Source organism: Thermostichus sp. MS-CIW-37 (genome assembly GCF_054060065.1).
On the sequence record NZ_JBSSCV010000036.1, the window covers coordinates 1 to 22,588 of the forward strand.

22 protein-coding genes are annotated in these 22,588 nt (G+C 60.1%); 7 read left to right on the plus strand and 15 right to left on the minus strand.

The features are described 5' to 3' along the window. Positions 1 to 106: 106 nt before the first annotated feature. Entirely contained in the window at positions 107 to 2,440 is a 2,334-nt protein-coding gene (locus ACVWYZ_RS12805; protein WP_457467274.1) for a transglycosylase domain-containing protein, read from the minus strand. Positions 2,441 to 2,443: 3 nt separating this feature from the next. Then, on the minus strand, positions 2,444 to 4,360 hold the full coding sequence (locus tag ACVWYZ_RS12810; protein WP_457467275.1) for a serine/threonine-protein kinase: 1,917 nt from the start codon (positions 4,358 to 4,360) through the stop codon (positions 2,444 to 2,446). 131 nt (positions 4,361 to 4,491) lie between these two features. Between ACVWYZ_RS12810 and ACVWYZ_RS12815 the strand changes: the two genes are divergently transcribed. Continuing rightward, the gene (locus ACVWYZ_RS12815) at positions 4,492 to 5,409 is read left to right on the plus strand and encodes a histone deacetylase family protein (protein ID WP_457467276.1); all 918 of its coding nucleotides are present in this window, start codon (positions 4,492 to 4,494) and stop codon (positions 5,407 to 5,409) included. Between the two features lie 11 nt (positions 5,410 to 5,420). Here ACVWYZ_RS12815 and ACVWYZ_RS12820 read toward each other — a convergent pair whose 3' ends face one another. The 12 genes from ACVWYZ_RS12820 to ACVWYZ_RS12875 form a co-directional block, all read right to left on the minus strand. Then, positions 5,421 to 6,140, minus strand: a complete 720-nt coding sequence (locus tag ACVWYZ_RS12820) for a PP2C family protein-serine/threonine phosphatase (RefSeq protein WP_457467277.1) — start codon at positions 6,138 to 6,140, stop codon at positions 5,421 to 5,423. Beyond that, complete coding sequence (locus tag ACVWYZ_RS12825) at positions 6,140 to 7,843, minus strand: ABC1 kinase family protein (RefSeq protein ID WP_457467278.1); 1,704 nt, start codon at positions 7,841 to 7,843, stop codon at positions 6,140 to 6,142. Before ACVWYZ_RS12825 ends, ACVWYZ_RS12820 begins: the two co-directional genes overlap by 1 nt. Before the next feature lie 29 nt (positions 7,844 to 7,872). Next, entirely contained in the window at positions 7,873 to 8,184 is a 312-nt protein-coding gene (locus tag ACVWYZ_RS12830; RefSeq protein ID WP_414329408.1) for a DUF6825 family protein, read from the minus strand. Positions 8,185 to 8,326: 142 nt separating this feature from the next. Further along, the gene (locus ACVWYZ_RS12835) at positions 8,327 to 9,052 is read right to left on the minus strand and encodes a phycobilisome rod-core linker polypeptide (RefSeq protein ID WP_414408339.1); all 726 of its coding nucleotides are present in this window, start codon (positions 9,050 to 9,052) and stop codon (positions 8,327 to 8,329) included. A 57-nt stretch (positions 9,053 to 9,109) separates the two neighbouring features. Then, the gene (locus ACVWYZ_RS12840; RefSeq protein WP_457467279.1) at positions 9,110 to 9,751 is read right to left on the minus strand and encodes a HEAT repeat domain-containing protein; all 642 of its coding nucleotides are present in this window, start codon (positions 9,749 to 9,751) and stop codon (positions 9,110 to 9,112) included. A gap of 75 nt (positions 9,752 to 9,826) precedes the next feature. After that, on the minus strand, positions 9,827 to 10,597 hold the full coding sequence (locus ACVWYZ_RS12845; RefSeq protein ID WP_457467280.1) for a HEAT repeat domain-containing protein: 771 nt from the start codon (positions 10,595 to 10,597) through the stop codon (positions 9,827 to 9,829). A 73-nt stretch (positions 10,598 to 10,670) separates the two neighbouring features. Continuing rightward, on the minus strand, positions 10,671 to 10,940 hold the full coding sequence (locus tag ACVWYZ_RS12850) for a phycobilisome linker polypeptide (RefSeq protein ID WP_414349914.1): 270 nt from the start codon (positions 10,938 to 10,940) through the stop codon (positions 10,671 to 10,673). 320 nt (positions 10,941 to 11,260) lie between these two features. Continuing rightward, positions 11,261 to 11,749, minus strand: coding sequence for a globin family protein (locus tag ACVWYZ_RS12855; protein ID WP_011432574.1), 489 nt, complete (start codon positions 11,747 to 11,749; stop codon positions 11,261 to 11,263). A gap of 140 nt (positions 11,750 to 11,889) precedes the next feature. Next, positions 11,890 to 12,408 (minus strand): phycocyanin subunit beta, encoded by a 519-nt coding sequence (locus ACVWYZ_RS12860; protein WP_011432573.1) that lies wholly within the window; start codon positions 12,406 to 12,408, stop codon positions 11,890 to 11,892. A gap of 395 nt (positions 12,409 to 12,803) precedes the next feature. After that, complete coding sequence (gene trpA, locus ACVWYZ_RS12865) at positions 12,804 to 13,619, minus strand: tryptophan synthase subunit alpha (protein WP_457402160.1); 816 nt, start codon at positions 13,617 to 13,619, stop codon at positions 12,804 to 12,806. 61 nt (positions 13,620 to 13,680) lie between these two features. Continuing rightward, positions 13,681 to 15,108, minus strand: a complete 1,428-nt coding sequence (locus tag ACVWYZ_RS12870) for an ABC transporter substrate-binding protein (protein ID WP_457467281.1) — start codon at positions 15,106 to 15,108, stop codon at positions 13,681 to 13,683. Positions 15,109 to 15,220: 112 nt separating this feature from the next. Continuing rightward, positions 15,221 to 15,436: a DUF6479 family protein gene (locus ACVWYZ_RS12875; RefSeq protein WP_414356379.1), complete on the minus strand. Its 216-nt coding sequence runs from the start codon at positions 15,434 to 15,436 to the stop codon at positions 15,221 to 15,223. 28 nt (positions 15,437 to 15,464) lie between these two features. Here ACVWYZ_RS12875 and ACVWYZ_RS12880 point away from each other — a divergent pair, with 28 nt between their 5' ends. Continuing rightward, complete coding sequence (locus ACVWYZ_RS12880; RefSeq protein ID WP_457467282.1) at positions 15,465 to 16,313, plus strand: class I SAM-dependent methyltransferase; 849 nt, start codon at positions 15,465 to 15,467, stop codon at positions 16,311 to 16,313. 8 nt (positions 16,314 to 16,321) lie between these two features. Here the strand turns inward: ACVWYZ_RS12880 and ACVWYZ_RS12885 are convergent, their stop codons facing one another. Continuing rightward, positions 16,322 to 17,110, minus strand: a complete 789-nt coding sequence (locus ACVWYZ_RS12885; RefSeq protein ID WP_011432567.1) for an amino acid ABC transporter ATP-binding protein — start codon at positions 17,108 to 17,110, stop codon at positions 16,322 to 16,324. 263 nt (positions 17,111 to 17,373) lie between these two features. Here ACVWYZ_RS12885 and ACVWYZ_RS12890 point away from each other — a divergent pair, with 263 nt between their 5' ends. The 5 genes from ACVWYZ_RS12890 (at position 17,374) to ACVWYZ_RS12910 (ending at position 22,436) form a co-directional block, all read left to right on the plus strand. Further along, positions 17,374 to 18,411: an amino acid ABC transporter substrate-binding protein gene (locus ACVWYZ_RS12890; protein WP_457467283.1), complete on the plus strand. Its 1,038-nt coding sequence runs from the start codon at positions 17,374 to 17,376 to the stop codon at positions 18,409 to 18,411. Between the two features lie 35 nt (positions 18,412 to 18,446). Beyond that, complete coding sequence (locus ACVWYZ_RS12895) at positions 18,447 to 19,682, plus strand: amino acid ABC transporter permease (protein WP_457467284.1); 1,236 nt, start codon at positions 18,447 to 18,449, stop codon at positions 19,680 to 19,682. Positions 19,683 to 19,685: 3 nt separating this feature from the next. Next, a complete protein-coding gene (locus tag ACVWYZ_RS12900; RefSeq protein ID WP_457467285.1) occupies positions 19,686 to 20,891 on the plus strand; it encodes an amino acid ABC transporter permease in 1,206 nt (401 codons plus the stop codon). A gap of 158 nt (positions 20,892 to 21,049) precedes the next feature. Then, entirely contained in the window at positions 21,050 to 21,832 is a 783-nt protein-coding gene (tatC, locus tag ACVWYZ_RS12905) for a twin-arginine translocase subunit TatC (RefSeq protein ID WP_457467286.1), read from the plus strand. Positions 21,833 to 21,854: 22 nt separating this feature from the next. Next, positions 21,855 to 22,436, plus strand: coding sequence for a nucleotidyltransferase family protein (locus ACVWYZ_RS12910; protein ID WP_457467287.1), 582 nt, complete (start codon positions 21,855 to 21,857; stop codon positions 22,434 to 22,436). Positions 22,437 to 22,588 lie beyond the last annotated feature (152 nt).

A 22,588-nucleotide genomic window follows, 5' to 3' on the forward strand; every position in this document is an offset into this window, starting at 1 on the left:
CTTCTGCCATTTGTTTTCATCTAAAAAAACCAACTTCATCCTCTTTCCTCTATAAATTATTCTCTCTATCCTAACATAAGATCAACACGACCTAGCCATTTTCGAACTATTGAATGACTTGTCTCATGTAATTTCCCCAAGTTTGAGCAGCTATGCTGCTGCTTCCTCGTGTTGGGCTGGAGTCATCATTGCCCAACCAAACGCCGGTCACCAGGGGAGGGTTGGGCGTGTAGCCGATAAAGAGCAGATCCTTGTTGGCGGTGGTGGTGCCGGTTTTACCGGCTTCTCCAATGCCGAGCCGGGCAGCAGTGCCGGTGCCGGAGCTGATCACCCCTTGCAGTACGGTTGTCATCTGTTGGGCGACGGTTTCTGGCAGGACAAGTCGCTGAGAACGGGGATCCTCCCGACCAGGGTAAATCTCGCGGCAGGTGCGAAAGTCGTTGGGGTTGGCGCAATCGCTGCTATCCAAGATGCGGCGGATGGTGTGGGGCCTTGACCAAAGGCCACGATTGGCAAAAGGAGTGAAGGCTGCTGTCAACTCCAGCAAGTTCACCTCCATGGTGCCGATCACCATGGAAGGATAGGGTTGCAACGGCGATTGGATGCCCATTTGCCGGGCCGTCGCCACCACTTGCTCTAGACCTACTTGTTGGGCCAACCGCAGGGCAATCACGTTTTCGGAGAGGATCAGGCCGCGGGCCAAATCCATAGGGGCCGCTCCCGAGCGACAGCCGCGAAAGGTGAGGTTGCCCCAGGTGAGGGGCTCGCACGACAACACTTGGGAGAGAGGGATCCCCTGGGTGAGGGCAGCCGCATAGGTGAACACTTTGAAGGTGGAGCCCGGCTGCCTTTGAGCTTGGGTAGCCCGGTTGAAGGGGCTGGCGTTGTAGTCGATCCCGCCCACCAAAGCCAGCACTTCGCCGTTGCGGCTGTCGAGACTGACCAAAGCGCCTTGGCTGAAGCCCAAGCGGGATCCCGACTCGCGCACAGTTTGGGCCAGGACTTGCTCTGCCAAACGCTGGTAGGGCAGATGCACCGTGGTTTCGATGATGAAGTTGCCCTCTGCCGAGAGGTCTTGGCCCAAGAGCTGCCGCAGCTCCTGGAAGACGGCACTGTAAAAGTAGGGAGCAACTGTCGAGGTTTGGGAGCGCAAATTGGGGTTGAGGGTGAGGCGACTGCGCCGGGCCCGCCGAATCTCCTCTTCGGGGAAGACTTTCAGCTCGCTCAGGCGATCCAACACCCGATCCCGGCCCCGAACGGCGGCATCATAGTTGGCGACAGGGTTAAAGGCATTGGGCGCGGGCAAAATGGCCGCCAGAGTCGCAGCTTCGGAAAGGCTGAGCTGGCGGCTTGGGATCCCGAAATAGAACTGGGCGGCAGTCTCAAAGCCGTAGATGCCGTTGCCCAGGTAAACATTGTTGAGGTAGAGAGCGAGGATTTCGTCTTTGCTGTAGCGCTGTTCCAGCTTCAGGGCGGCGACGGCCTCCCGCAGCTTGCGCCCGAAGGTATTGCCTGAGCCGGTGTAGTCCCGCAGAACGGTGCGGGCCAGTTGTTGGCTGATGGAGCTGCCCCCCTGCTGCACTTCCCCCGAGCGCAGGTTCACCCAAAAGGCGCGGGCAATGCCCAGCAGATCCACCCCAAAGTGGGAGTAAAAGCGGTGATCTTCAGCGGCGACCACCACCTTGGGCAGAATTGGCCCAAAAGCTTCCAGGTCGGGCAGCTCCCGGTAGGTGTCCCCCTGATGGCGGCGCAGCTCCGTCTGCTGATCCCCGGCCAGGACGATCAGGGGGTTGCGATCTGCGGAGAGGGGTGGCTCCACTGAGAACTTGCTCCACTCATGGCCGATCCAAATCCTCGCCCCCAGCCCCAAGACCACCATCAGGATGAGGCAGCCGCGCACCCCATACACCTGTAGTGGGGGTGGATCCAGCACTTGAATCCAGACGCTCTCCGGATCCCGAGGCGGGCCAAGGCTCAGTTGCTGGCCATGCCGCAAGATCACCCGGCGCACCCGCTCGGCGCCACCGAAGGGTTTGAGGCGGAAAACGCCGTTGGTCGAGTCTTGATCTTCTAGCTGGTAGCGACCGGCATTCCACCCCAGCCAGTAGAGAATAGGGGGCAACGGGATCCGCCAACCCAGACCGGGCAGGCGCCAATCCGGGCGGGGACGGATGTGGGCGTGGAGATGGCTCACCGCGGGGGCAGGGATGCGAATGGTGGCCACCGTCTGGCTGCGACCGAGAATGTCGGATCCCTTCAGGGCAACCACCTGGGGGGGCTCTCCTGGGCAGGTAATCCGCAGGCGCACCGGGCGCTTGGGGGGAGGAGGTTCGGGGGGTTTGAGGAGAGCTGTAGGCCCGACAGGGAAAGGCCTCGCCAGAGTTTTGAAGAGGCGAGCGACGGTGCTCAACAGCGGCTTTTTGTCTTCAGAAGCAGACATGGCTCAGTCCCCCCGCAATTCGCGCGCACGGTGCAGCAGCTCCTGCATGGTCTGGCCGGGACGAGGGCCGCCTGCTGCTGAATTGAGGTTACGGGCCTTGGGAGGCCGGGCAACGGGGGCAGCCGGGGGTAGGGTAGGAAAGGAGGGGGAAGGTGGTGGAGCACCGCTGGGCAGCGCGGGATCCCAGAGGGCCATGTAAAGATGGCCTTGGGCGTTGCGTTCGATCCTGCCGGCCCAGGGGCCAACGCGGAATTGCACTCGCCCGGAACGTCCCTCGCGCACAGCCTGCAGTTCTCGCTGCAGTTGAGCAGGCAAGGGGGCTTGCAGCATATCCTCCAAGAGTCCTTCCACTTGAGGGGTGGGTACGCCATCGGTGACGGTGGCTTCGGTTTGCCGCAGGGCCAGGCTGGATTCGTCGTAGGTGAGGCCCAAGTCCACCCCGCCAAAGCGGTACAGGTCGTACACGGTATTGGGCCAAGCGCCCTGCCCCTGCTGGTTGGGGGATCCCAGGCTGGCCCGTACCGTCTCGCGGGAAGTCTCCAGGGGAAAGGCGCGAAACACCGGCTCGCTCCGGGTGTAGGGTTCCAGCTCCGGCGCGGGATCCCGCCGTTTGCTCCGCTCTGAAGCCAAAACAAGGAACTCAGGGATCCCCTCCAGCGGCGGCTCCTCGCTCGAACCACTCTCCTCAGACAGGGGATGGGCATTCTCTGGGGCAATGGGATCTTCCACTGCCGGACGAGATCCTGGCCCGGAAACACGGGGGGCCGAGGGGCGCTGCAGCAACTGTCCCCATTGCCAACTCACCAAAACCCAGCCCAGCAGCCCGCCCATCAGAAAGGGAATCAGGCGCACCCAAAGCAGGGATCCCCCGTTCTCGACCTCCGTGGCCGCCGTCAGGGGCCTGAGCCGCAGAGTACCGGCTGTAACCAAGGACGGCGCAGCGGCAGGGAGACCTCCAGAAAGTGGGCCAGAGGCAGCCTCTTCCGACGAGGCGACTGGGACCTGAGGGGCAATAGATCCCTGTGCTCTGGCTTGAATGTGCTCCAGCTCCGCCAACACATTGGCCACCGACTGCGGGCGGGCGGCAGGATCTTTGGCCAGGCAACCGAGGATCAAGTCAGACAAACCGGCGGGCAGCGGAAACTTCAGTCCCCAGTCTTCTAGAGGGATGGGCCGGTGCTTGTGGTGGGCCTGGTACCAGCCCGGGAAAGATTCGGTGGTGGGCTTGAGGGGCATCTGGCCAGACACCATCTGGTACAGCATGATCCCGAAGCTGTAGATGTCGGAACGGGCATCCAGCGGCAACCCTTCCAGCTGTTCCGGGGAAGAATAGGCCAGCGTTCCCAGGTAGGCATGGGTAAAGCTCAAAGATTCATGGCTGTTGAGCAGCTTGGCAATGCCGAAATCCACCAGCTTCGCCAGTTCCCCAAAACTGCTATCAGGCACTACAATCACGTTGGCCGGCTTCAAATCGCGGTGGATCACCTGCACCCTTTGCCCTTCCATGAGGATCCCCTCGTGGGCCGCCTTTAACCCCAGGCCAATTTGGCGGGCCAGCCGGAAGAAGCGCTCCAAAGGCAAAGCCCCTGCGGCCAGAATATCCTTGAGGGTTTGGCCGTTCAGGTATTCCATCACATAGAAAGGCACCTCATCGGGGGTAAGGCCATAGTCATTGACTTTGACAATGTGCAGGCTTTTTTGGCCCAAAGCCGCGCAGGCTTTCGCTTCCCGTTCAAAGCGCAGGCGGGTGCGCCGATCCATTGCCGGCTGGGAGAGCAGCTTGACGGCCACTTCCACCCCACCAAAGAGCAAATCTTGAGCCAAATAGACTCGCCCCATGCCCCCCTGTCCCAGCAGATGTACAAGTCGATAACGCTGAGCCAAGAGGCGACCCAAAAAGGGATCCGACGCAGTAAACATAGGGAATCGCGGCGGTACAGAGAACAGGTTTGCAAGCCTCGCGAAGGGATCCGGCAGGAGCGGGCTACCTCTACCATAAGCACTGGAGCCGTTATAGGCCATGCTCGCCGCCGTCAATTCGATTGCCCTTGATGTCTTTGCCAATTGTTTACCACCCCGACTACAGTGCCCCCCTGCCGCCGGGCCATCGCTTTCCCATGCCGAAATTTCGCCTCTTGCAAGAGCTGCTGCTGCGGGAAGGGGTGATCCGCCCCCAGCAAGTGCACCACCCTGAGCTGCCCCCTCTCGCCTGGATTGAGTCGGTACATACCCCTGAGTACGTCAGGGCCTACTGTGAGGGATCCCTGGAAGCCAAATTGCAGCGGCGTATCGGCCTGCCCTGGAGCCCAGAGCTGGTGCAGCGCACCTGTCGAGCGGTGGGGGGTACCGTCTTGACCGCCCAATTGGCCCTGCGCCACGGCCTGGCCTGCAACACCGCCGGCGGCACCCACCATGCCTTTCCCGGCTACGGCTCTGGGTTTTGCATCTTCAACGACCTGGCCATTGCCGCCCAAGTCTTGCTGCAGCAAGGGCTGGTGCAAAGGCTCTTGATCGTGGATTTGGATGTCCACCAGGGAGATGGCACTGCTTGGATCTTTCGCTCCGAGCCGCGGGTGTTCACCTTTTCCATGCACTGCGAGGCCAACTTCCCCGCCACCAAGCAGCAGAGCGACCTGGACGTGGCCCTGCCGGTAGGCATGGAAGATGAAGCCTATCTCCAGACCTTGGCCGACCACTTGCCCGATCTGTTAGCTCAGGTGCGCCCTGACCTGGTGCTCTACGATGCCGGTGTGGATCCCCACGAAGAAGACCTCTTGGGCAAGCTGGCCCTTAGCGACCAGGGCCTGTTTCGGCGGGACATGCAAGTGCTGAACACTTGTCTAAAGCAGGGCTATCCTGTCGCCTGCGTCATCGGCGGCGGCTACGGCAAAGACCTCAACCGCCTCGTGTATCGCCACTCCCTGCTGCACCGAGCGGCCAGCGAAGTGTACCGCCAATACCGTCTTTAGCCGGGCGCAAACTAGGCGTATTCGGCAATCACTACTGTGATGTTGTCTCGCCCGCCCCGCTCTTTGGCCGCCTCGATGAGCTTTAGGGGAAGTTGCTCCAAATCTTCCACCTGCAGGCAATACTCGATGATCACTTCGTCGTCCAGCTCCTCAGTTAGGCCGTCGCTACACAACAACAGGCGATCCCCTGGGTAAACTGTAATCGGCTGCACAGAAGGTGGACCCGCATCGGGTCGGCCCAGGCAGCGCTCGAGAATATGTCGCCAAGGGTGAATCCGGGCCTGCTCATAGGTCAGCTCCCCCAGTCGAATGGAGCGGGCCACTAAGGTGTGATCCTCGGTCATTCGCTGCATTTCGGATCCCCGTAGGCGATAGAGGCGAGAATCGCCAATGTGAGCACTCCAGCAGTTGCCCTTGGGATCCACCATGGCCACCACCACCGTAGTGCCCATGTCTGCCCGCTCTGGATTTTCCCGCTGATCCTTGAGGATGGCACTGTTGGCTGCTTCTACGGCTTCGCTGAGCAACCGGGGTGCCGGCACGTTTTTCCAGCCTCGATCCAGATATTCTCGGATGGTCTCGACGGCCAACAGGCTGGCTGTAGCCCCAGCAGCATGTCCTCCCATACCATCGGCAACAATAAAATAGCGCCCCTCTGGATCGCAGTAGTAGGCATCCTGATTGCTGCTGCGGATCTTGCCGGGATCCGTAGCGCAGGCATATCGTCGCATCACATCAATCGCTCTGACCGATTCAACCTTAAGAGTACTCTGAGTAAAGCAAGAGCAGCGAGGGCAGCCAAAACCAAAGTGATAACCGTTAAGGTAGCATGTCCGGCCAAAAAGAGCTGAGTTGCGCTCAAAAAAAAGGCCGCAAACAACACCCCGTAAATGACTCCCAGCCCGGTATTGTTCAGCTTGCGCAGCAAGCGCTCCGTCTCGCTGGATCGCACCCGCAGGCGCAGCTCCCCTTGTTCCAACTTGCTCAAGGTCAATTCGATCCGGCGGGGCAAACTGAGACTGCTGCTGGTGAACTCAGCCGCTTGACGGCCAACCTGGGCCAAGAGGGTCTCGGTCTCGCTTCCGTTCAAACTCATCAGCTCCTCCGCAAAGGGTTTGGCCACTTCCATAAAGTCGAACTCCGGATCCAGCCCCTTCCCCAGCCCCTCCAGCGTGGTCAGGGCCCGCATCACAAAGGTGAAGGTAGCCGGAAAGCGAAACGGCTGATCGTAGGCCAGCTCGTAAAGGTCTTCGCTAATGGCCGCCACCGAGATTTCTCCCGAGTTGCTGGAAAAGGGTTTGTCCATAAAGTGATCCAGCATGTACTGCACCGAGCGGCGCACCGGAGCCAGATCGGCGGTGGGCACCAGCACCCCCAGTTCCACCAGCGAGGCCACCACCTGATCGGCATTTTTGGAGACCACACCTGCCAGCGTGCCCATCAGCTTTTCTTTCACATCGGAGGGCAGGCGGCCCATCATGCCGAAGTCGTAGAAGATCAACGTGCCATCGGGCTTCACGGCAATGTTGCCGGGGTGGGGATCGGCGTGAAAAAAGCCATCCTTGAGCAGTTGCCGCAGATAAGCCTCTGCCCCCAGACGAGCCAAAACCTTGCGATCCAGCCCCGCCGCGCTCAGGGCTTCGTAATCGCTGATTTTGATCCCCGGCAGGTATTCCAACGTCAACAGGCGAGGAGAGGTGTAACGCCAATACACTTTGGGGACGGCAATTTGCGGCATATCCCGAAAGTTGCGGCGGAAGGTATCGGCATTGCGGCCCTCATTGAGGTAATCCACCTCTTCCCAGAGGGTGCGCCGACACTCTTCGTAGATGCCGATCCAGTCGCGGCCCGGCCCGCCCCAAGAGGTGCGATACTGAAAGAACTCGGCAATCCCACGGCAGATCTCCAAATCGATGGTGAACAGCCGGGTCAGCCCCGGACGCTGCACCTTCACCACCACCTCTTCCCCGGTTTTCAGCTTGGCGCGATGCACCTGCCCCAAGCTGGCAGCGGCCAAAGGGGTGGGATCAAAGTAGCTGTAGATTTGGGTGATCGGCCTGCCCAGCTCCTGCTGCACAATTGCCGCCACCTGTTCGTAGCTGAAAGCAGGCACCCGATCCTGCAGCTTGGAGAGCTCCTCGACATATTCCGAGGGGAAGAGATCGGCGCGGGTGGAGAAAAACTGCCCCACTTTAATAAAAGTAGGGCCTAAGTTAAGCAGCGTTTCGCGGATCCAAATGGCTCTGGCCCGGCGGCGCTGGGCCTTTCGCTCGGGCGTGGGTTGTCCCCCATAGCTCCAAGCCTGCTGATCCAGCCAAAGGTAAAACAGCCAGGTGAGCACAAATCGCCAAATGTCCAGCATGCGGCCCTGGCGAGTATAGTTCTCCCGGGCCCAACGGTAGGCAGTATAGGGCTTGACGGGTTTTGATCCCAAAGAAGTCCGGGATCCCAGTGTGCTGGCACTCAAGCGTTTCGACTCCGATATTTCTGCAACTCGGAGCGCAACTGCGCCACTTCCGCCCGCAAGTCGTCCAGAGTTGCCTGCAGATCTTCTGTCTGGAAAGGAGGCGGCACCCTTTCCTGGGCGGCCACGGATGCTTCTGCCTCAGCTCGGGTCATGACATCCTGGGCAAAGGTTTGCCAGCCCTCCTGCAGCTCGGCCCACACCTTGCCCACTTCTCCGGCAATATCGGTGAGGGCGCTTTCCAAACGCTCCCGTAGGACATCCGCCACAGCCTTGCCGACAAAAAAAGCCCGCACAACCGGATTCTTCATGCGACCCAAGTGTTAAGAAGCATCACCAGGATTATAACGAATCTTGCCCCAGGCACAGCGGCAGGCCGACCCATCCGAACAGCCTCGGATCGATCGGCCCGGCAGAGCCCGCAAAGGGTTGTCCCCGGAAGCTTGCCCAGTCCTAGCGGCGGCTGGTGGTCATGTCCGGGATCTTCAGATCGAAGACGCTGATGTTTTGCCGTGCAGCCGGCTTGGGATTGAGCATGCGGGCCATGTTGAGGAAGTTTTCTGGATCCCCGGCTTTGGGAGGACGGGTGAGACGATAGGTGCGCACCACTTCCCGCGTCGAGCGCTTCACGCCGGAGACATCGCGCCAACGAGCTCCATAGCGGGGGGTCACCAGGTTGGCGGGCTTTTCCGACAGGCGACGGCGTTGGTAAGGCACCACATCGTCCCCAAAGGCGGCATTGTACTCTTCGCTATCCACCACAGCGTCGATGAAGCCATCTAGCCCCTTGGTGGCAACGATGATGGAGTACTTGATGCGCTCCTGTTGGCTGTAGGTGGGCCGACCCAAAAAGCGCTGGAAGGTGACCTCGATGAAGCGGTAGTTGTCGTTGGGAACCATGACCAGATCCCGGTACACCTCCGACTTGCCCAGGCCGCGCACAAACTCTTTGACCGAGATTGCCCCGTTGCGCAATTGGGACTCCAGAGCTTTTTGCCGATAACTCTCCAGCATCAGATGCTCGCTGAAGATCTGGCGATAGGCGGCGCGAATGATGTTGTCAATTCCTGTCGGGTCGTCAGGACGGTAGACCGGCGGGGTTTCGTCGCTGGGCACAAAGTAGCGAGGCACCCGCTCATTTTGGGTGGTGGGGCGATCGGCAAGCAACGGAAGAGACATAGGTGGTGCTCCTGAAAAAACGAGAAAAACCGAGAAAGACACACTAGAGCAGAGAAGCTAAGGCTCGGCAGCCAACTCCTGCCGGCTCATCTGGACGCGGAGAGAGATCAGAGGATCCGCATCTTCCAAGGCCATCTGGAGCGCAGCCTCGGCTGAGGGTCGCAGGGACTGTTCACCCTGGAGAGCCAAGTCCGTCAGGGATCCAACGGCGGCGTAGCGGACTCCCCAATCGGCATCGGCAAGACATTGCCGCAACAGTTGCAAGGCTCGCTCTTGATCGAGCAAGGGCCGCTTGGCCGCCACTCGTCCTAGCCCACGGGTCGCCGCCCGCCGTACACTGGGGGCAAAGTCCGCCACAATGGCTTCTGCCAAAAAGGGGTAGGCATCCCCATGGCCAATGCGAGCCAAAGCCCGCACCGAATAGGCCCGCGCCCCGTAATCGAAACCGTCAATATGGCTCAGCAAGGGCTGCACCGCCGCCTCCCCAAAGCGCAGCACCTCCTCCAGAGCAGCCTCCCCAACTGCAGGGCGATTAAACCCAAAGGCGCGAATTAAGATGGGGATCCCTTCCACTTGGCCCAGAGCCCCCAGCGCCCTCACCACCCGCAGCAAGTCCTCAGGCGACGTGGCCTGCTCCAACTCTGCCGCCAGTTGAGCCACAGCAGTGGGAAGCGCTTGAGCAGCCGAGGTGGAGGACATAAGCAACGAGTAGTCAAAGGTACAGTTGAAGCATCTGAAATGATCTAAATCAAAGGCACTGAGCGCCCCAAAATCCTAAAAGAGCCTCTCCAGTTGCGGAAGGATCGCTGCCGCCACCTGAGCCGGCGGTACCCGCCCCAACTGAAGCGCCACATCGAACAGCCGCTTCAGAGCATTGATGCGCAGGTTGAGCGCTACGTCGGCTGTTGCCAACAGCGGTGCCCCCGCCACCCATCCCGATTCGGCCAGGTCGAACAAAGCGGCCTGTCGCAAGCTGGAGTTGGAGTGGGCCAGGAGCGCCACTAGGATTTGGGTCAGCTCCTCGGCTTGCGTAAAGCGGTAGAGCACCCAAGCCGCTGCCGAACGCACCCGTTCGGAGGGATGGCTCAAAAAGGGTCGGATTGCTGCCTCAGCCTCGGTGGCCTGAAGCTGGCCCAGTGCCTCGATAAGGGCTTCCCAGGGCTGATCCTGTTCGCGAGACTGCAACAGTGCCAGCAAGGGATCCACTGCTCGCTTGTCCCCCAATTGAGCCAAGGCATAGGCAGCCTCTTCCCGCACGTGGAAGTCAGTACAGGTGAGGGCCTCGATCAAACCGGGCACGGCCCGCACGTCCCCGATTTGCCCCAGGGCCTTGGCAGCATTGCGGCGCAGAGGATAGCCCCCCAAGGCGGTGCGATCCCGTTCATCCTGCAACGCCAAAAGCAGTGGCTCTACCCCACGTGGATCCCGAACTGTGCCCAAGTACCAGGCGGCATAGTAGCGATCTTGCAAGTCATCCCCTTGCAGCCGGGCTATCGCCTGCTCCCAGCTAAGCTGCTGTGGCAGCACCGCCGTGTTGGATGCCATACGAACCGTTGCAGAGCTGTTCATGACACCTGGGCAACCTTGCCGGTAACTTCAGTTAGCCGTCGAGCATCCCTTACTCAGCAGCACCGTTGTCCTGAGCAGGAGAGGCATTGGCTCCCGACAAGGCAGTGACCTGCACGATTTTGCCACCCATCCGCAGAATGCGCTGCATCTCGGCAGACAACCGACTGTAGGGGACGGTGGCGCTCAGGGTGCTGCGGCGAACTTTGGCAGAGGTGGCCAGAGCATCGGGAGGGTTGAGCAGGCCGGTGTACTCAACTCGGTAAACCCGGCTGCCGGCTTCTGTCAGAGCTTCAGGGCTGGTGGTGCTTTGACCGAACATCGCTTTCCCCAATTATTATCAGATTTCGTTTAGAGGACTGTCAGGGGCAACCAAGCGCCGGACAAGCTGTACCGGCTACTTTTGCGGGCCAGCTGCGTTGCCACCAGGCAATGTCTAGAACCCAGAGGTTAACTCCCCCAGACTAGAGAGCAGGCGACTAACCCAACTGGCTCAAAGGGAGCCGAGGCGCTAAGCCAACCTAGAAACAGGTGGAATAGACCTCTCTGGAGCCGCCGCCTGCTCTGGAGAGATACACACTTGGAAGACGAAGAAAGAGATCGTCCCCTCCCAACAAGCGGGGATCTTTGCCCTGGGATCCCTTAGCTGAGGGCGTTGATGGCGTAATCGAAGTAGATGGCAGCTTCGTTGGCCGCTTGGCCGCTCAGCATGCCCAGAGCGCGGCTCTTCATGTACTGCAGAGCCACGATGTACCAGCTCGGAGAGAGGTTAAAGGAGCGGTTCACTTCCCGCAGCCCGGCTACCAAGTATTCATCGAGGGGGCCGGTGCCACCCGCAACCAGGGAATAGGTGATGAAGCGGAGGTAGTAGCCGATGTCGCGGGCACACTTGGCCTGAAACACATCGCCGTGGCCCATTTCACCCGGCTGGGTCAAGTAAGGGAACCTCTTGAACACTTCCTGCACCGCTTCCCGCACCAGGGTTTGCTGATTGTTGGTTAGGACACGGGCCGCTTCCAGAGAAGCAGCAGCACGCTGGTAACGACCATTCACGGCCTGCAGCTCGCTGGCATTCAGAAAACGCCCTTGATTGTCAGCGGCAGCAATCGCTTCAGTGATGACGGTTTTCACCTTGCAACTCCTAAATTCATCAATTGTGTTGTTAACGAACATTCTGTAGGAAAGGCGGACTGGATCTCCACCTGCCTATCAGAAATGAAGGGATCTAACCGATCTAAAAGGGGACGACTAAGCCAGCTTCGACCCAAAGCTCAAACGATGGCGGCAGCAGCCTTATCGAAGTAGCTGGCCACTTCGCTTTGCAGCGCAGAGCAGTCGCCAGGGGTGATGCCTTTCGGATCCATGATCTTGGCCAGGGCTTCTTTCTTCATGGCAGCAATGCCGTTGGCCACAGAAGTGGTGGGCACCCCCAGAGCAATGTAGGTTTCCCGCAGGCCGTTCAGGCAGCGATCTTCCAGCACAGAGCTATCCCCGGCCAAGGTGGCATAGGTGATGTAGCGCAGGATGATCTCCATGTCCCGTAGGCAGGCAGCCATGCGGCGGTTGGTGTAGGCATTGCCGCCGGGAGCGATCAGATCTGGCTCTTGAGCAAACAAAGAGCGAGCTGCATTGGTTACGATTTGGGCGGCATTGCTGGTCATGCGGTTGACAGCATCTAGGCGCTTGTTGCCCTCTGCCACCAAAGCCGCCAAACGGTCAAAGTCTTGGTCACTTAAAAAGGCACCGCGTGCATCTGCCTGAGCGATCACCCGGGTAAAGGCGTCTTGCATGATGGATCTCCTTCTGGTCTTTCCAAAAAGTGGTGAGCGACTGGCTGAACCTCCCAAAAGCCGAATCCCAAGCTTTTTTGCGGGATCCTCTTTGACCCCCAAAAATCAAGGATTCCGTGGCAGCAGACCCCCCACCGAACCCCTAAATTTTTAGATAGGTCAAGAACCTCTGCGACTTTCAGACAGCCGAGCATCCAGCCTAATTTTATATCGCGGGAGGGATGAGTGTTTTGTGAAGATTTACAAACCCATCGATACCAAAATGTCTGCTTAGCCTGGGATCCCCCGACTGTGGGGCGCAGCAGGGGGGAAATGGGTCTGCGGGCTGGCTCACAAAATGTAAACATTTGTTTTGAGATGGAAGCAGTCTGAGTGGGCACCTTCCTGAACAGAAGTTAACACTCTGGAGTGGTCACCTCTTGCAGGGCCGCTTTGAGGGCTCGACAAAAGTGAGCTATTTGTTGCAGTCCTTCTTCAGGCGTGGGGGCTTTGGCCAGCCGTTGCACAAATGCGCTGCCCACAATCGCCGCATCTGCTCCCCAGAGAGCGATCTGGCGGGCCTGGTCGGGAGTGGAGATGCCGAAGCCCACCCCAATCGGCAGGGGGGTTTGTTGGCGCAGTTGCTGCAGCAAAGCCGGGATCCGCTTTTCCAGGGTGGCCCGTTCGCCGGTAACGCCGGTGGTGCTGACCAAGTAGACAAAGCCACTGGACTGCTGGGCAATGCGGCGCATGCGCTCCGGGGGGCTGGTGGGGGCCACCAGCAGGATGAGGTCGATCTCTTCGGCCTGGGCTGCTTGTCGCAGGGATCCCGCCTCTTCCAGAGGCAGATCGGGGACGACCAAGCCGGCACAGCCGGCCTGCCGCAGTTGATGCAGAAAGTTGGGGATGCCGAGCTGGTGGATGGGGTTGTAGTAGGTGAACAGGATCAGGGGGGCCTGCAGCGAGAGACAGCGCAAGCCTTGTAGAATGGCGCCCAAAGTGACTCCCCGACTGAGGGCGCGGGTGGCTGCTGCTTGGATCACCGGCCCATCCGCCAAGGGATCCGAGTAGGGTACCCCCAGCTCGATAAGATCGGCGCCGCTCTGATCCAGAACCTGCAAAGCCTCAAAGGTGGTTTCCAAGTTGGGATCCCCAGCGGTGAGGTAGGGGATGAGGGCTTTTTCACCACGGCTGCGCAGCGCCTGAAAGCAGGCTGTGATCCGAGTGGGCATGGGATCCATTCGATTCTGAGGAGATTGAGAGCATCCCCCACTGTAGCTTCTGCTGGGATCCCTAGGGGAGAGGCACGAAATCGTAGCCGGTACCGGAGCGGTTGCCGGGCTCAACCCGCACCAGCACGTTGGGAGCGTTGCGGTCGCCGGAGGGCAAAAAGCGCACCTCTCCCGAAGCCCCGTCCTGGAGGAGGAAGTTGGGATCCTGCAAACGGGCCAGCACAGCGTTGCGGCTGGTGGCTCCTTGGCTGAAAGCTTGCAAGAAAACCCGGGTGGCATCATAAGCCAGAGCAGTGCGCCAATTGACCTGCCCTCCCCAAAGCTGAGCCGCCGCCTGGGCAAAGCCGCGGTTGCGAGGCACCTGAGGATGCCAGGGCACCGCCACCACCAAGCCTTCTACCGCTGCTCCCCCGTCTTGCAACGTGGCGAGGCTGAAGAGCACATCGCCGCCCAAAAGGGCAAGGGGCCTACCGGTTGCAGCGTTCTCGCGGGCTACGGCCAGGGCTTTTTCGGCTACGGAAGCCGTGGGAGCTAAAAAAGCTACCTGGGATCCTTGGCCGACGGCCCTTTGCAGGCTGGCCTGGGGGTTGAAGTCCGAGGCTGATAGGTCGAACTCCGCCAGCACAATTCCCCCCTCGCTGGTCAGGGTGGAGGCAAAGGCATCGCGCAAGCTGGAGCTGTAGGCGCTGTTGGGGTTGTAGAAGATGGCCACCCTTTGCAACCGCAACGTGTTGAGAGCATAACGGGCCAGTTGCGTGCCGGCCACTTGATCGGAGGGCACGGTGCGAAAAATGGCATCCCCCAGCATGCTGATGCGGGTGCTGGTGGAGGTGGAGGAGATCATCGCCAAGCCGGCAGGCTGATAAACCTCGGCTGCAGCCAGGGTGGCATCGCTGGTGTTATGGCCAATCACCCCCAAGATCTCAGGCTGCGCCACCAGGGCTTTGGCCACCGCTGCTGCTCGCTCAGGGTTATCGCCATCGTCGGCAATCACTACCCGCAGCAGCCGTCCTCCGATTCCCCCCTGTTGGAAAAGCTCCTCCTGAGCTTGCGCCACCCCGCGCAGGGTCTCTTTGGCGCGGTTGGGGTTGCTGGAGATGGGCACCACCACCGCCAGGCTCAAGGGACTGCCCTGCTGCTGGGCGCGGGCGTTGTTCAAGAAAATGCGAGCTTCTGGGTCGTTGCGGTTGCTTTGCAGACCCATTTCCAACACCGAGATGGCCGCGCTGAGGTTACCTTGGCGCAATAGCTCCGCCGCTGCCGTGGCCGTGGGGCTGCTATCGGCAAACAAGGTGCGCTCGCCGCTGGTCAGGAGCAGATCTTGAGAGCCAACTCCCACCCCGCCGCCCAACCTTGGCAGCGACACCTGAGGCAGAGGGATCCCTTGCGGCCAGCGAACATAGCCCGCCCGCCAAGCACGATGACCGCCCCAGAGGAGCAATAGACCCAGGACGATGTAGACAATGGGTGGCGGAGACTTGACAACCATGATTCAGGGAAGAAAACGCCGACCTTCGGCCAGCAAAGACACTGCTCGCGCCCTCAGGGATCCTCAAAAACCCGTCTTTTCAAGGATTTTCAGAGGCTTCTCGAAGAATAACTTAAGGGTGGGGACGGTAGGAAGGGCTGTTGCGGTATTGACGCTCTAGCTGCTCCACAATGGAAACAGGAACAGATGGGGTTTCTGGGGGCTCTTCTGGTGGGGTGCCGGCCTGCGGTCTGGTCTCCGCGTTGAACTGCCGAGATGTTGCCCAAACCACTGCTGCAATCAGCAAAAGGACGATAGCGGCACCGTAAAGAAAGGCGACGATGGCCATCGGGTCAATGGTTTAGCTTTCCCCTTCCATGATAAAGGCTGTCGAGAATCACCCACTTCGGGATCCCTTGGAGCAAGCGCTGTGGGACTGGCATCGGGGACAGGCCAAGGGATCCCTTCTCTTACATGCCTACAGCCTGGAGGGGATCCCGCTGGCGGAAGAGCCCCAGGTGGTCTCCCCAGAGGTGTTCTTCACCCAAGAGTTGCCGGAGGTGGAAGCCTTGGCCTTGGAACTCTGCCGCGGTCGGGTGCTAGACATCGGCGCCGGTACGGGCCGCCACAGCCTGCTGCTGCAGGAAGAAGGATTTGCCGTGGCCGCTTTGGATCGCTCCCCTGTGGCTTTGCAGATTATGGCAGAGCGGGGGGTGCGTTGCCGCATTGCCGCCGATCTTTTCCACTGGGCGGGGCCAGGAGAGCCCTTCGATACCCTACTCCTGCTGATGAACGGCGTCGGCTTGGCGGGATCCCTGTCGGGCTTGGAGCGTTTTTTGCGCCTGGCTCGCCACTGGGTTCAGCCCACTGGCCAGTTGCTCCTGGATTCCACCGATTTGAGCGATGCCAGCGACCTCGCAGATCTGCGGAATCTGCCGGCAGAAGAGGGAGAGCGTTTAGAAAACTTGGAAGATCCCTCTGGCAAGCTGGCCGCTCCTGCCCACCTCGAAGCAGGTGGCTCAGAAGATTGGCAGGAAGGGAGCGAGGCAAAAGCCAAGGTAGTGAACTTTGTAGCCGAGTACAACGGCCAGCGGGGGGATCCCTTTCCCTGGCTATTTGTAGATCCGGAAACCCTGCTGCAGTGTGCCCACGCCAACGGCTGGCAGGGGCAGATTGTCTATCAAGAGCCGGAGGGGGCTTTTCTGGCACGCCTCACCCCCTTCTGAAGGACTCGCTAGTGGGAAAGGATCTGGGATAAAAACAGGCGGGAGCGCTCTTCTTTCGGATTGCTGAAAAACTCTTGGGGGGTGTTTTCCTCCACGATCTTGCCGCGGTCGAAGAAGATAATCCGATCCGCCACCTCGCGGGCAAAGCCCATCTCGTGGGTTACACACACCATGGTCATCCCCGAGCGGGCCAACTCCCGCATCACGTCCAGCACCTCCTTGATCATCTCTGGATCCAAGGCCGAGGTGGGCTCATCGAAGAGCATCACCGCCGGATTCATGGCCAAGGCGCGGGCAATCGCCACCCGCTGCTGCTGCCCCCCCGAAAGCTGCCCCGGGTATTTTTCCGCTTGCTCGGCGATCCCCACGCGGCTTAGCAGTTCCATAGCCCGCTCTATCGCCTCACTTTTTTTCATCTTTTTCACGTGGATTGGGCCAAGGGTTACATTTTGCAAAACCGTGAGATGGGGAAACAGGTTGAACTGTTGAAAAACCATGCCCACCTCGCGGCGAATGGCATCGATGTTGCGCAGGTCGCTGGTTAGCTCAATGCCATCTACCACAATGCGCCCTCTCTGGTGTTCTTCTAAGCGGTTCAACGTGCGAATAAACGTTGACTTGCCCGAACCTGAAGGCCCACAGACCACCACCACCTCTCCGCGGCGGATGCGGGTGGTAATGCCCTTGAGGACGTGGAAATCGCCGTACCATTTGTGAACATCTTCGCATTGGATAATGTCAGCGCTGGCTGCACTTTGCGGAGAGAGTGAAGACCTTATGTGCGGGGATCCTTGCATGGGTGGGTGACTCCCTAAGTTTCACCAAAGCAGGCATGGGTACCATGGCAGAACTGGCCGAGCCACAACCGTAGCCTCTGCAACATTTCCATACGCCCTGACATGTAAGGCTTTGAGAAAATCGTAGGCGCCTATGGCAAACCATTCTATGGGGTGTGGGGTGTGGCAGGAGTGTAACCCAATGGCACGGTATCTCGGTTGAAGTGCCGTGTATGAACGACTGTTGACGACGAAGATCTTGAGGATTGACATGGGGTAATTTTATGAACTGGATAAAGCATTTGAACGGATTGGCTCCCTTGGCCGGGGCACTGGCGTTGTCTATGGGCCTGCAGTCCCTTCCCGCTTGGGCGCAGCTGGGGCCGCTCACCGACCGCATCAAGGCTCGGGGCGAGTTGATCTGTGGGGTAAACAACCAACTGCCCGGATTCGGCAACCTGGATGACCAAGGCAAGTATGTGGGTTTTGATATCGACATCTGCCGGGCGGTAGCTGCCGCTCTCTTTGGAGATCCGGACAAGGTTCGATACGTCTACCTGACGGCGGCCAATCGCCAGTCTGCGATTCAGTCGGGCGAGGTCGATATGATTAGCCGCAACACCACCTGGACCCTCACCCGGGATCGCGAGTGGGCGGTGACCTTCGGCCCCACCACCTACTACGACGGCCAAGGATTTATGGTGCGGAAGTCGCTGGGGGTGGAAAAGCTGGAAGACCTGAACGGGGCCACCATCTGTGTGATTGCCGGCACCACCACCGAGCTGAACTTGGCGGATACCTTCCGCGCCCGTGGCATTGCCTTTACGCCAGTAACCTTCGACGGCGATGATTCCTCTTTCAACGCCTATGAAGAGGGCCGTTGCGATGCCATCACCAGCGACCAAAGCGCCCTCATCTCCCGCCGGGCCAGCTTGGCTTCTCCCGACGACCACGTGATCTTGCCGGAGGTGATCTCCAAAGAGCCCTTGGGGCCGCTGGTTCCCCACGGAGATGAGAGTTTTTCCGACATTATGAACTGGACGGTCTACGCCCTCTTCTATGCAGAAGAAAGGGGGATCACCAGCGCCAATGTGGAGGAGTTTCTCAAGTCGGAGGATCCCGATATCCGTCGTTTCTTGGGCCAGGAGGGCAACCTGGGAGAGCTGCTGGGCCTGAAGCCGGATTGGGTGGTCAATGTCATCAAGGCGGTGGGCAACTACGGCGAGATCTTCGACCGCCACCTGACCCCCTTGGGCGTGCCGCGGGGCTTGAACCAGCCCTACACCAAAGGCGGGATCCAGTACGCGCCGCCTTTCCGCTGATCGGCTGATTCGGAATCCGGGCCTAGGGATCCCGGTTGGTCAGTACCGGCCAGGGATCCCCTATTCTCTGCTGTGCTCTGAATTTTTGCTTGCCCCGCATGACTTCTCTGTCCGACCAGTCCCACCTTCGCTCCCCCTGGTGGCGGAATGAGCGCATCCTAAAAGTTCTGCTGCAGGTGGCCTTTGTCGTGGCCGTGCTGCTGGTGTTCGGGATCCTCGCCCAAAATCTCCTCGCCAGCATGCGTCGCCTGGGCATCAGCTTGGGATTCCGCTTTTTGGGCAACTCTGCCAACTTCGGCATCACCGAAGGGCTTATCCCCTACGACCCTTCCGAGAGCTACCTGAAGGCGCTGGTGGTGGGGGCGGTGAACACCCTCTGGCTGTCCGCGGTCAGCATTGTGTTGGCGACGGCGATGGGCTTTGTCTTGGGGATCGCCCGCCTCTCCAGCAACTGGCTGGCCCGCCAATTGGCTACCGTCATCACCGAGATCTTTCGCAATGTCCCGGTGCTGCTGATCGTGATCTTCTGGTACCAGGGGGTGATCCTCACTCTGCCAGGGGTGCGCAACAGCCTCTCTATTGGCGGGCTTATTTTTATCAACCAACGGGGAGTGAAGCTGCCCGGCCTGGATTTGAGCGGATGGTTTATCCCTACACTGGCCATTGTGATTGGGGCTGGGTGGGGGATCCGCAAGCTGCTCCTAGTCTGCCGACCCGAGCTGGGATCCCGGCAGCGGAACCTGTGGGTGGCTGCGGGGGTGGCGCTGCTGGCGGTGGCCTGCTGGGTGCTCTTCCCAGAGCCGCCGGTGCGGCTGGATGTCCCGGTACTGGAGCGCTTTAACTTCCGGGGTGGGATCCAGCTTTCGGCGGAGTTTACCGCCATGATGCTGGGCTTGGTGACCTACACCGGCTGCTACATTGCCGAAGTGGTGCGGGGATCCTTTTTGGCGGTGCCGCGGGGGCAGTGGGAGGCGGCCCGGGCCGTCGGCCTGTCGGAGCTGCAAACCTTTCGCTTGGTGATTGTGCCCCAGGCCCTGCGGATCATGATCCCCTCGTTGAACACTCAGTATCTCACCCTGATCAAAAACTCCAGCTTGGCCATTGCCGTTGGCTTTTCCGATCTGTTCAACATCAGCAGCACCATCATCAATCAGTCGGGACGCTCGGTGGAGATGTTCGCCATCCTCATGGCCACCTATCTGACCTTCAACCTGGTGGTTTCCTACGGCATGAACTGGCTCAATGCCCGCGTCAAATTGGTGGAGCGCTAACCCATGCCCAGCAGTCTCTCCTCTCCCCTTGTAGAAGAAAAGGTACTCCCCCCCAGGGAGAAACAAAGTCCTCTGGCTTGGGTGCGCCGCAACCTGTTCGACTCCTGGCTGAGCACCTTGCTCACCTTGGTCTCTGCCTTGGTGTTGGCCTGGGCAATTTCCCTGTTCTGGAACTGGGCGTTCACCCAAGCCCGCTGGGAGGTGATCCCGGCCAACCTGAAAATCTTTGCCAGCGGCACCTACCCCAGCAGCCAACTGTGGCGGGTGTGGGCGGTGCTGGGGATTGTACTGGCCACCCTAGGGGTAGCGGGGGGGACTTGGGGCGGTGTGCTGCTGCACTACCTCATTCTCTTGGGAGCTGCTATGGGCTTAGCCGCGTTCCTGCCTTTGGGAACCCAGTCGCAGGGGTGGCTGGCGGTTTGCTCTGGCGTCACTTTTGCCGCTATTGCCCTCAGTCGGGGACGGGAATCCTGGCGGCTGGCTTCCATCTGGGTTTGGGCCCTGATCTTGCCCCTCTGTCTGCAGCTGCTGCTGGGCGACCTGGGCCCCCCTTGGCCGGCAGTGCGGGCTGAGCAACTGTCTGGACTGCTGCTGACCTTGATCTTGGCGGCAGCCGCCATGATCATCGGCTTTCCCATCGGGGTGTTGCTGGCGTTGGGCCGGGCCAATCGGGCGTTGCCGGTAATCCGGATCTTCTGCACGCTGGTGATCGAGCTGGTGCGGGGGGTGCCCCTGACCACCATTCTGTTTGCCGCCTGGCTGTTGGTGCCCTTCTTTCTGGGGGGGATCAGCGTCAACCTGATCATCCGGGCGGAGGTGGCCTTCATCTTGTTTACAGCCGTGTACGTGGCCGAGGACGTGCGGGGCGGCCTGCAGTCAATCCCGCTGGGCCAGCTAGAAGCGGCACGGGCACTCGGCTTGAACCCCTTTCAAGTGACCGCTTTGGTGATTTTGCCCCAGGCACTGCGGGCAGCCGTTCCGGCGCTGGTGAACGAGTTCCTCACTCTCTTCAAAGACACGTCGCTGGTGTTCATTGTCGGCCTCATCGACCTGCTGCAGGCGGGGCGCGTGGTGTTCACCAACCCCAACTGGCTAGGCACCCAGCGGGAAGTGCTGTTTTTTATCGGCCTAATCTACTTCATCTGCTGTTTTGCCATGGCCTATGCCGCCCAGCAGGTGGAAAAGGCGCTGGGCTTGGGCAAGCGCTAGAAATTGCAGCCACTCCCCTTCCCCGTCCCCTCTGCTCAGGCCCCAAGATCCCCTTAACAGGCCAGGGCTACATCCCCCTATAGCGGCTCGACAAGTGCTTTTCCCTGGAGAGGGGGCAGCGCTAAGATAGCGGGGAACGTCTCGTTACACCTTGGCCCATGACCCTTGCCTCTGAGACCGAATCCCCGGAGCAAGCCGCGGCGGCCCCTGAGTCTGGTCGGGTGCGGGATCCGGAGTTTCCCTACGAGGTCGAGATGACCTTGATGGAGCACTTGGAAGAGCTGCGCAGCCGCCTGTTGGCCAGCGTGATCGCGGTGGTGATCTGCATCATCGCTTGCTTTGCCGTGGTGAACCGCATTGTCGCCCTGCTGGAGGTGCCCGCGCAGGGGGTTACCTTTTTGCAACTGGCGCCGGGGGAGTATTTTTTCGTTTCTGTGAAGGTGGCGGCCTACTCGGGGTTATTGCTGGCCACGCCCTTTTTGCTCTACCAAATTGCCCGCTTCGTCTTGCCGGGGCTGAGCGTGAAGGAGCGCAAGCTGCTGGGGCCGGTGGTGCTGGGATCCAGCCTTCTCTTTGTGGCCGGCTTGGTCTTTGCCTACTATCTCCTCATTCCGGCGGCGCTTAACTTTTTCATCCGCTACGGCGAAGGGGTGGTGGATCAGGCTTGGTCCATTGACCGCTACTTCGAGTTTGTGCTGCTGCTGTTGTTCAGTACCGGCCTGGCCTTTCAGGTGCCGATTTTGCAGGCGCTGCTGGGGGCGCTGGGGCTGGTGACTGCCGAGCAGATGTTCAAGGGCTGGCGCTACGTGGTTCTGGGCGCGGTGGTGGCGGGGGCCATTCTCACCCCTTCGACGGATCCCCTCACCCAGAGCCTTTTGGCCGGGGCTGTGACGTTCCTATATTTGTTTGGCATTCTGCTGGTGAAGCTCCTTGGCAAATGAGCCGAAGCTGCATGCGCTGATCTTGGCGGCTGGGTTTTCCACGCGGATGGGAGAGCCGAAAGCCTTTCTGCCCTGGAAAGACGGGCAAACCCTGTTGTCTTATCAGATTTTCCAGTGGCGACAGGCGGGGTTTCAACCCTGGGTGGTGCTGGGATCCCAGCATTTGGCGGCAGCCCAACCCCACTTGGCAGGGGCAGAGGTGCTGGTCAATCCGGCTCCTGAGCTGGGCAAGACCCACTCCATTCGGGTAGGGGTGGAAGGGATCCCTGCCGATTTTCAGGTGCTGGCCATTTCGGCGGTGGATCAGCCCCGCCCGGCGTGGATCTACCACAGCTTGCTGGAGTACCATCTGCGCCACCGCGCTTGGGCTACTGTGCCGGTGCATCGAGGACGACGGGGGCACCCTACCCTGATCGACAGGCGCTTGCGGGAAAAGCTGTTGGATCTCCGAGAAGAAACCCTGGGCCTGCGCCGGTTGTTGCAGGATCTGGGCAGGCGGGTACAGGAGGTGGAGCTCTACACTCCTGAGATCTTCCTGGACTGCAATACCCCTGCCGATATGGAGGCCGCTGCTGCCGGTTGCGACAGCGTTGCCCAGGAGTGAGGGGATCCCCTTCAGCTAGAAATCGCAGGAGCCCCGCACTGTACCCGTAGGGTCAGTGTCGGGAGGAATGCGGAAGTTACGATAGAACCATGACCCAAGTCCTGACCGTCTCCTGCAAGCTCAAGGTGTCCCAGTCGCAAGCCGCAAAGTTG

What these genes read in the sequence shown, in the direction of transcription:
- ACVWYZ_RS12850 (WP_414349914.1), bottom strand. Translation starts at nt 10,940, where the DNA reads ATGTTCGGTCAAAGCACCACCAGCCCTGAAGCTCTGACAGAAGCCGGC.
- ACVWYZ_RS12900 (WP_457467285.1), top strand. Translation starts at nt 19,686, where the DNA reads ATGCCCAGCAGTCTCTCCTCTCCCCTTGTAGAAGAAAAGGTACTCCCC.
- ACVWYZ_RS12885 (WP_011432567.1), bottom strand. Translation starts at nt 17,110, where the DNA reads ATGCAAGGATCCCCGCACATAAGGTCTTCACTCTCTCCGCAAAGTGCA.
- tatC (WP_457467286.1), top strand. Translation starts at nt 21,050, where the DNA reads ATGACCCTTGCCTCTGAGACCGAATCCCCGGAGCAAGCCGCGGCGGCC.
- ACVWYZ_RS12845 (WP_457467280.1), bottom strand. Translation starts at nt 10,597, where the DNA reads ATGGCATCCAACACGGCGGTGCTGCCACAGCAGCTTAGCTGGGAGCAG.
- ACVWYZ_RS12890 (WP_457467283.1), top strand. Translation starts at nt 17,374, where the DNA reads ATGAACTGGATAAAGCATTTGAACGGATTGGCTCCCTTGGCCGGGGCA.
- trpA (WP_457402160.1), bottom strand. Translation starts at nt 13,619, where the DNA reads ATGCCCACTCGGATCACAGCCTGCTTTCAGGCGCTGCGCAGCCGTGGT.
- ACVWYZ_RS12870 (WP_457467281.1), bottom strand. Translation starts at nt 15,108, where the DNA reads ATGGTTGTCAAGTCTCCGCCACCCATTGTCTACATCGTCCTGGGTCTA.
- ACVWYZ_RS12875 (WP_414356379.1), bottom strand. Translation starts at nt 15,436, where the DNA reads ATGGCCATCGTCGCCTTTCTTTACGGTGCCGCTATCGTCCTTTTGCTG.
- ACVWYZ_RS12880 (WP_457467282.1), top strand. Translation starts at nt 15,465, where the DNA reads ATGATAAAGGCTGTCGAGAATCACCCACTTCGGGATCCCTTGGAGCAA.
- ACVWYZ_RS12860 (WP_011432573.1), bottom strand. Translation starts at nt 12,408, where the DNA reads ATGCAAGACGCCTTTACCCGGGTGATCGCTCAGGCAGATGCACGCGGT.
- ACVWYZ_RS12840 (WP_457467279.1), bottom strand. Translation starts at nt 9,751, where the DNA reads ATGTCCTCCACCTCGGCTGCTCAAGCGCTTCCCACTGCTGTGGCTCAA.
- ACVWYZ_RS12820 (WP_457467277.1), bottom strand. Translation starts at nt 6,140, where the DNA reads ATGCGACGATATGCCTGCGCTACGGATCCCGGCAAGATCCGCAGCAGC.
- ACVWYZ_RS12830 (WP_414329408.1), bottom strand. Translation starts at nt 8,184, where the DNA reads ATGAAGAATCCGGTTGTGCGGGCTTTTTTTGTCGGCAAGGCTGTGGCG.
- ACVWYZ_RS12810 (WP_457467275.1), bottom strand. Translation starts at nt 4,360, where the DNA reads ATGTTTACTGCGTCGGATCCCTTTTTGGGTCGCCTCTTGGCTCAGCGT.
- ACVWYZ_RS12835 (WP_414408339.1), bottom strand. Translation starts at nt 9,052, where the DNA reads ATGTCTCTTCCGTTGCTTGCCGATCGCCCCACCACCCAAAATGAGCGG.
- ACVWYZ_RS12815 (WP_457467276.1), top strand. Translation starts at nt 4,492, where the DNA reads ATGTCTTTGCCAATTGTTTACCACCCCGACTACAGTGCCCCCCTGCCG.
- ACVWYZ_RS12805 (WP_457467274.1), bottom strand. Translation starts at nt 2,440, where the DNA reads ATGTCTGCTTCTGAAGACAAAAAGCCGCTGTTGAGCACCGTCGCTCGC.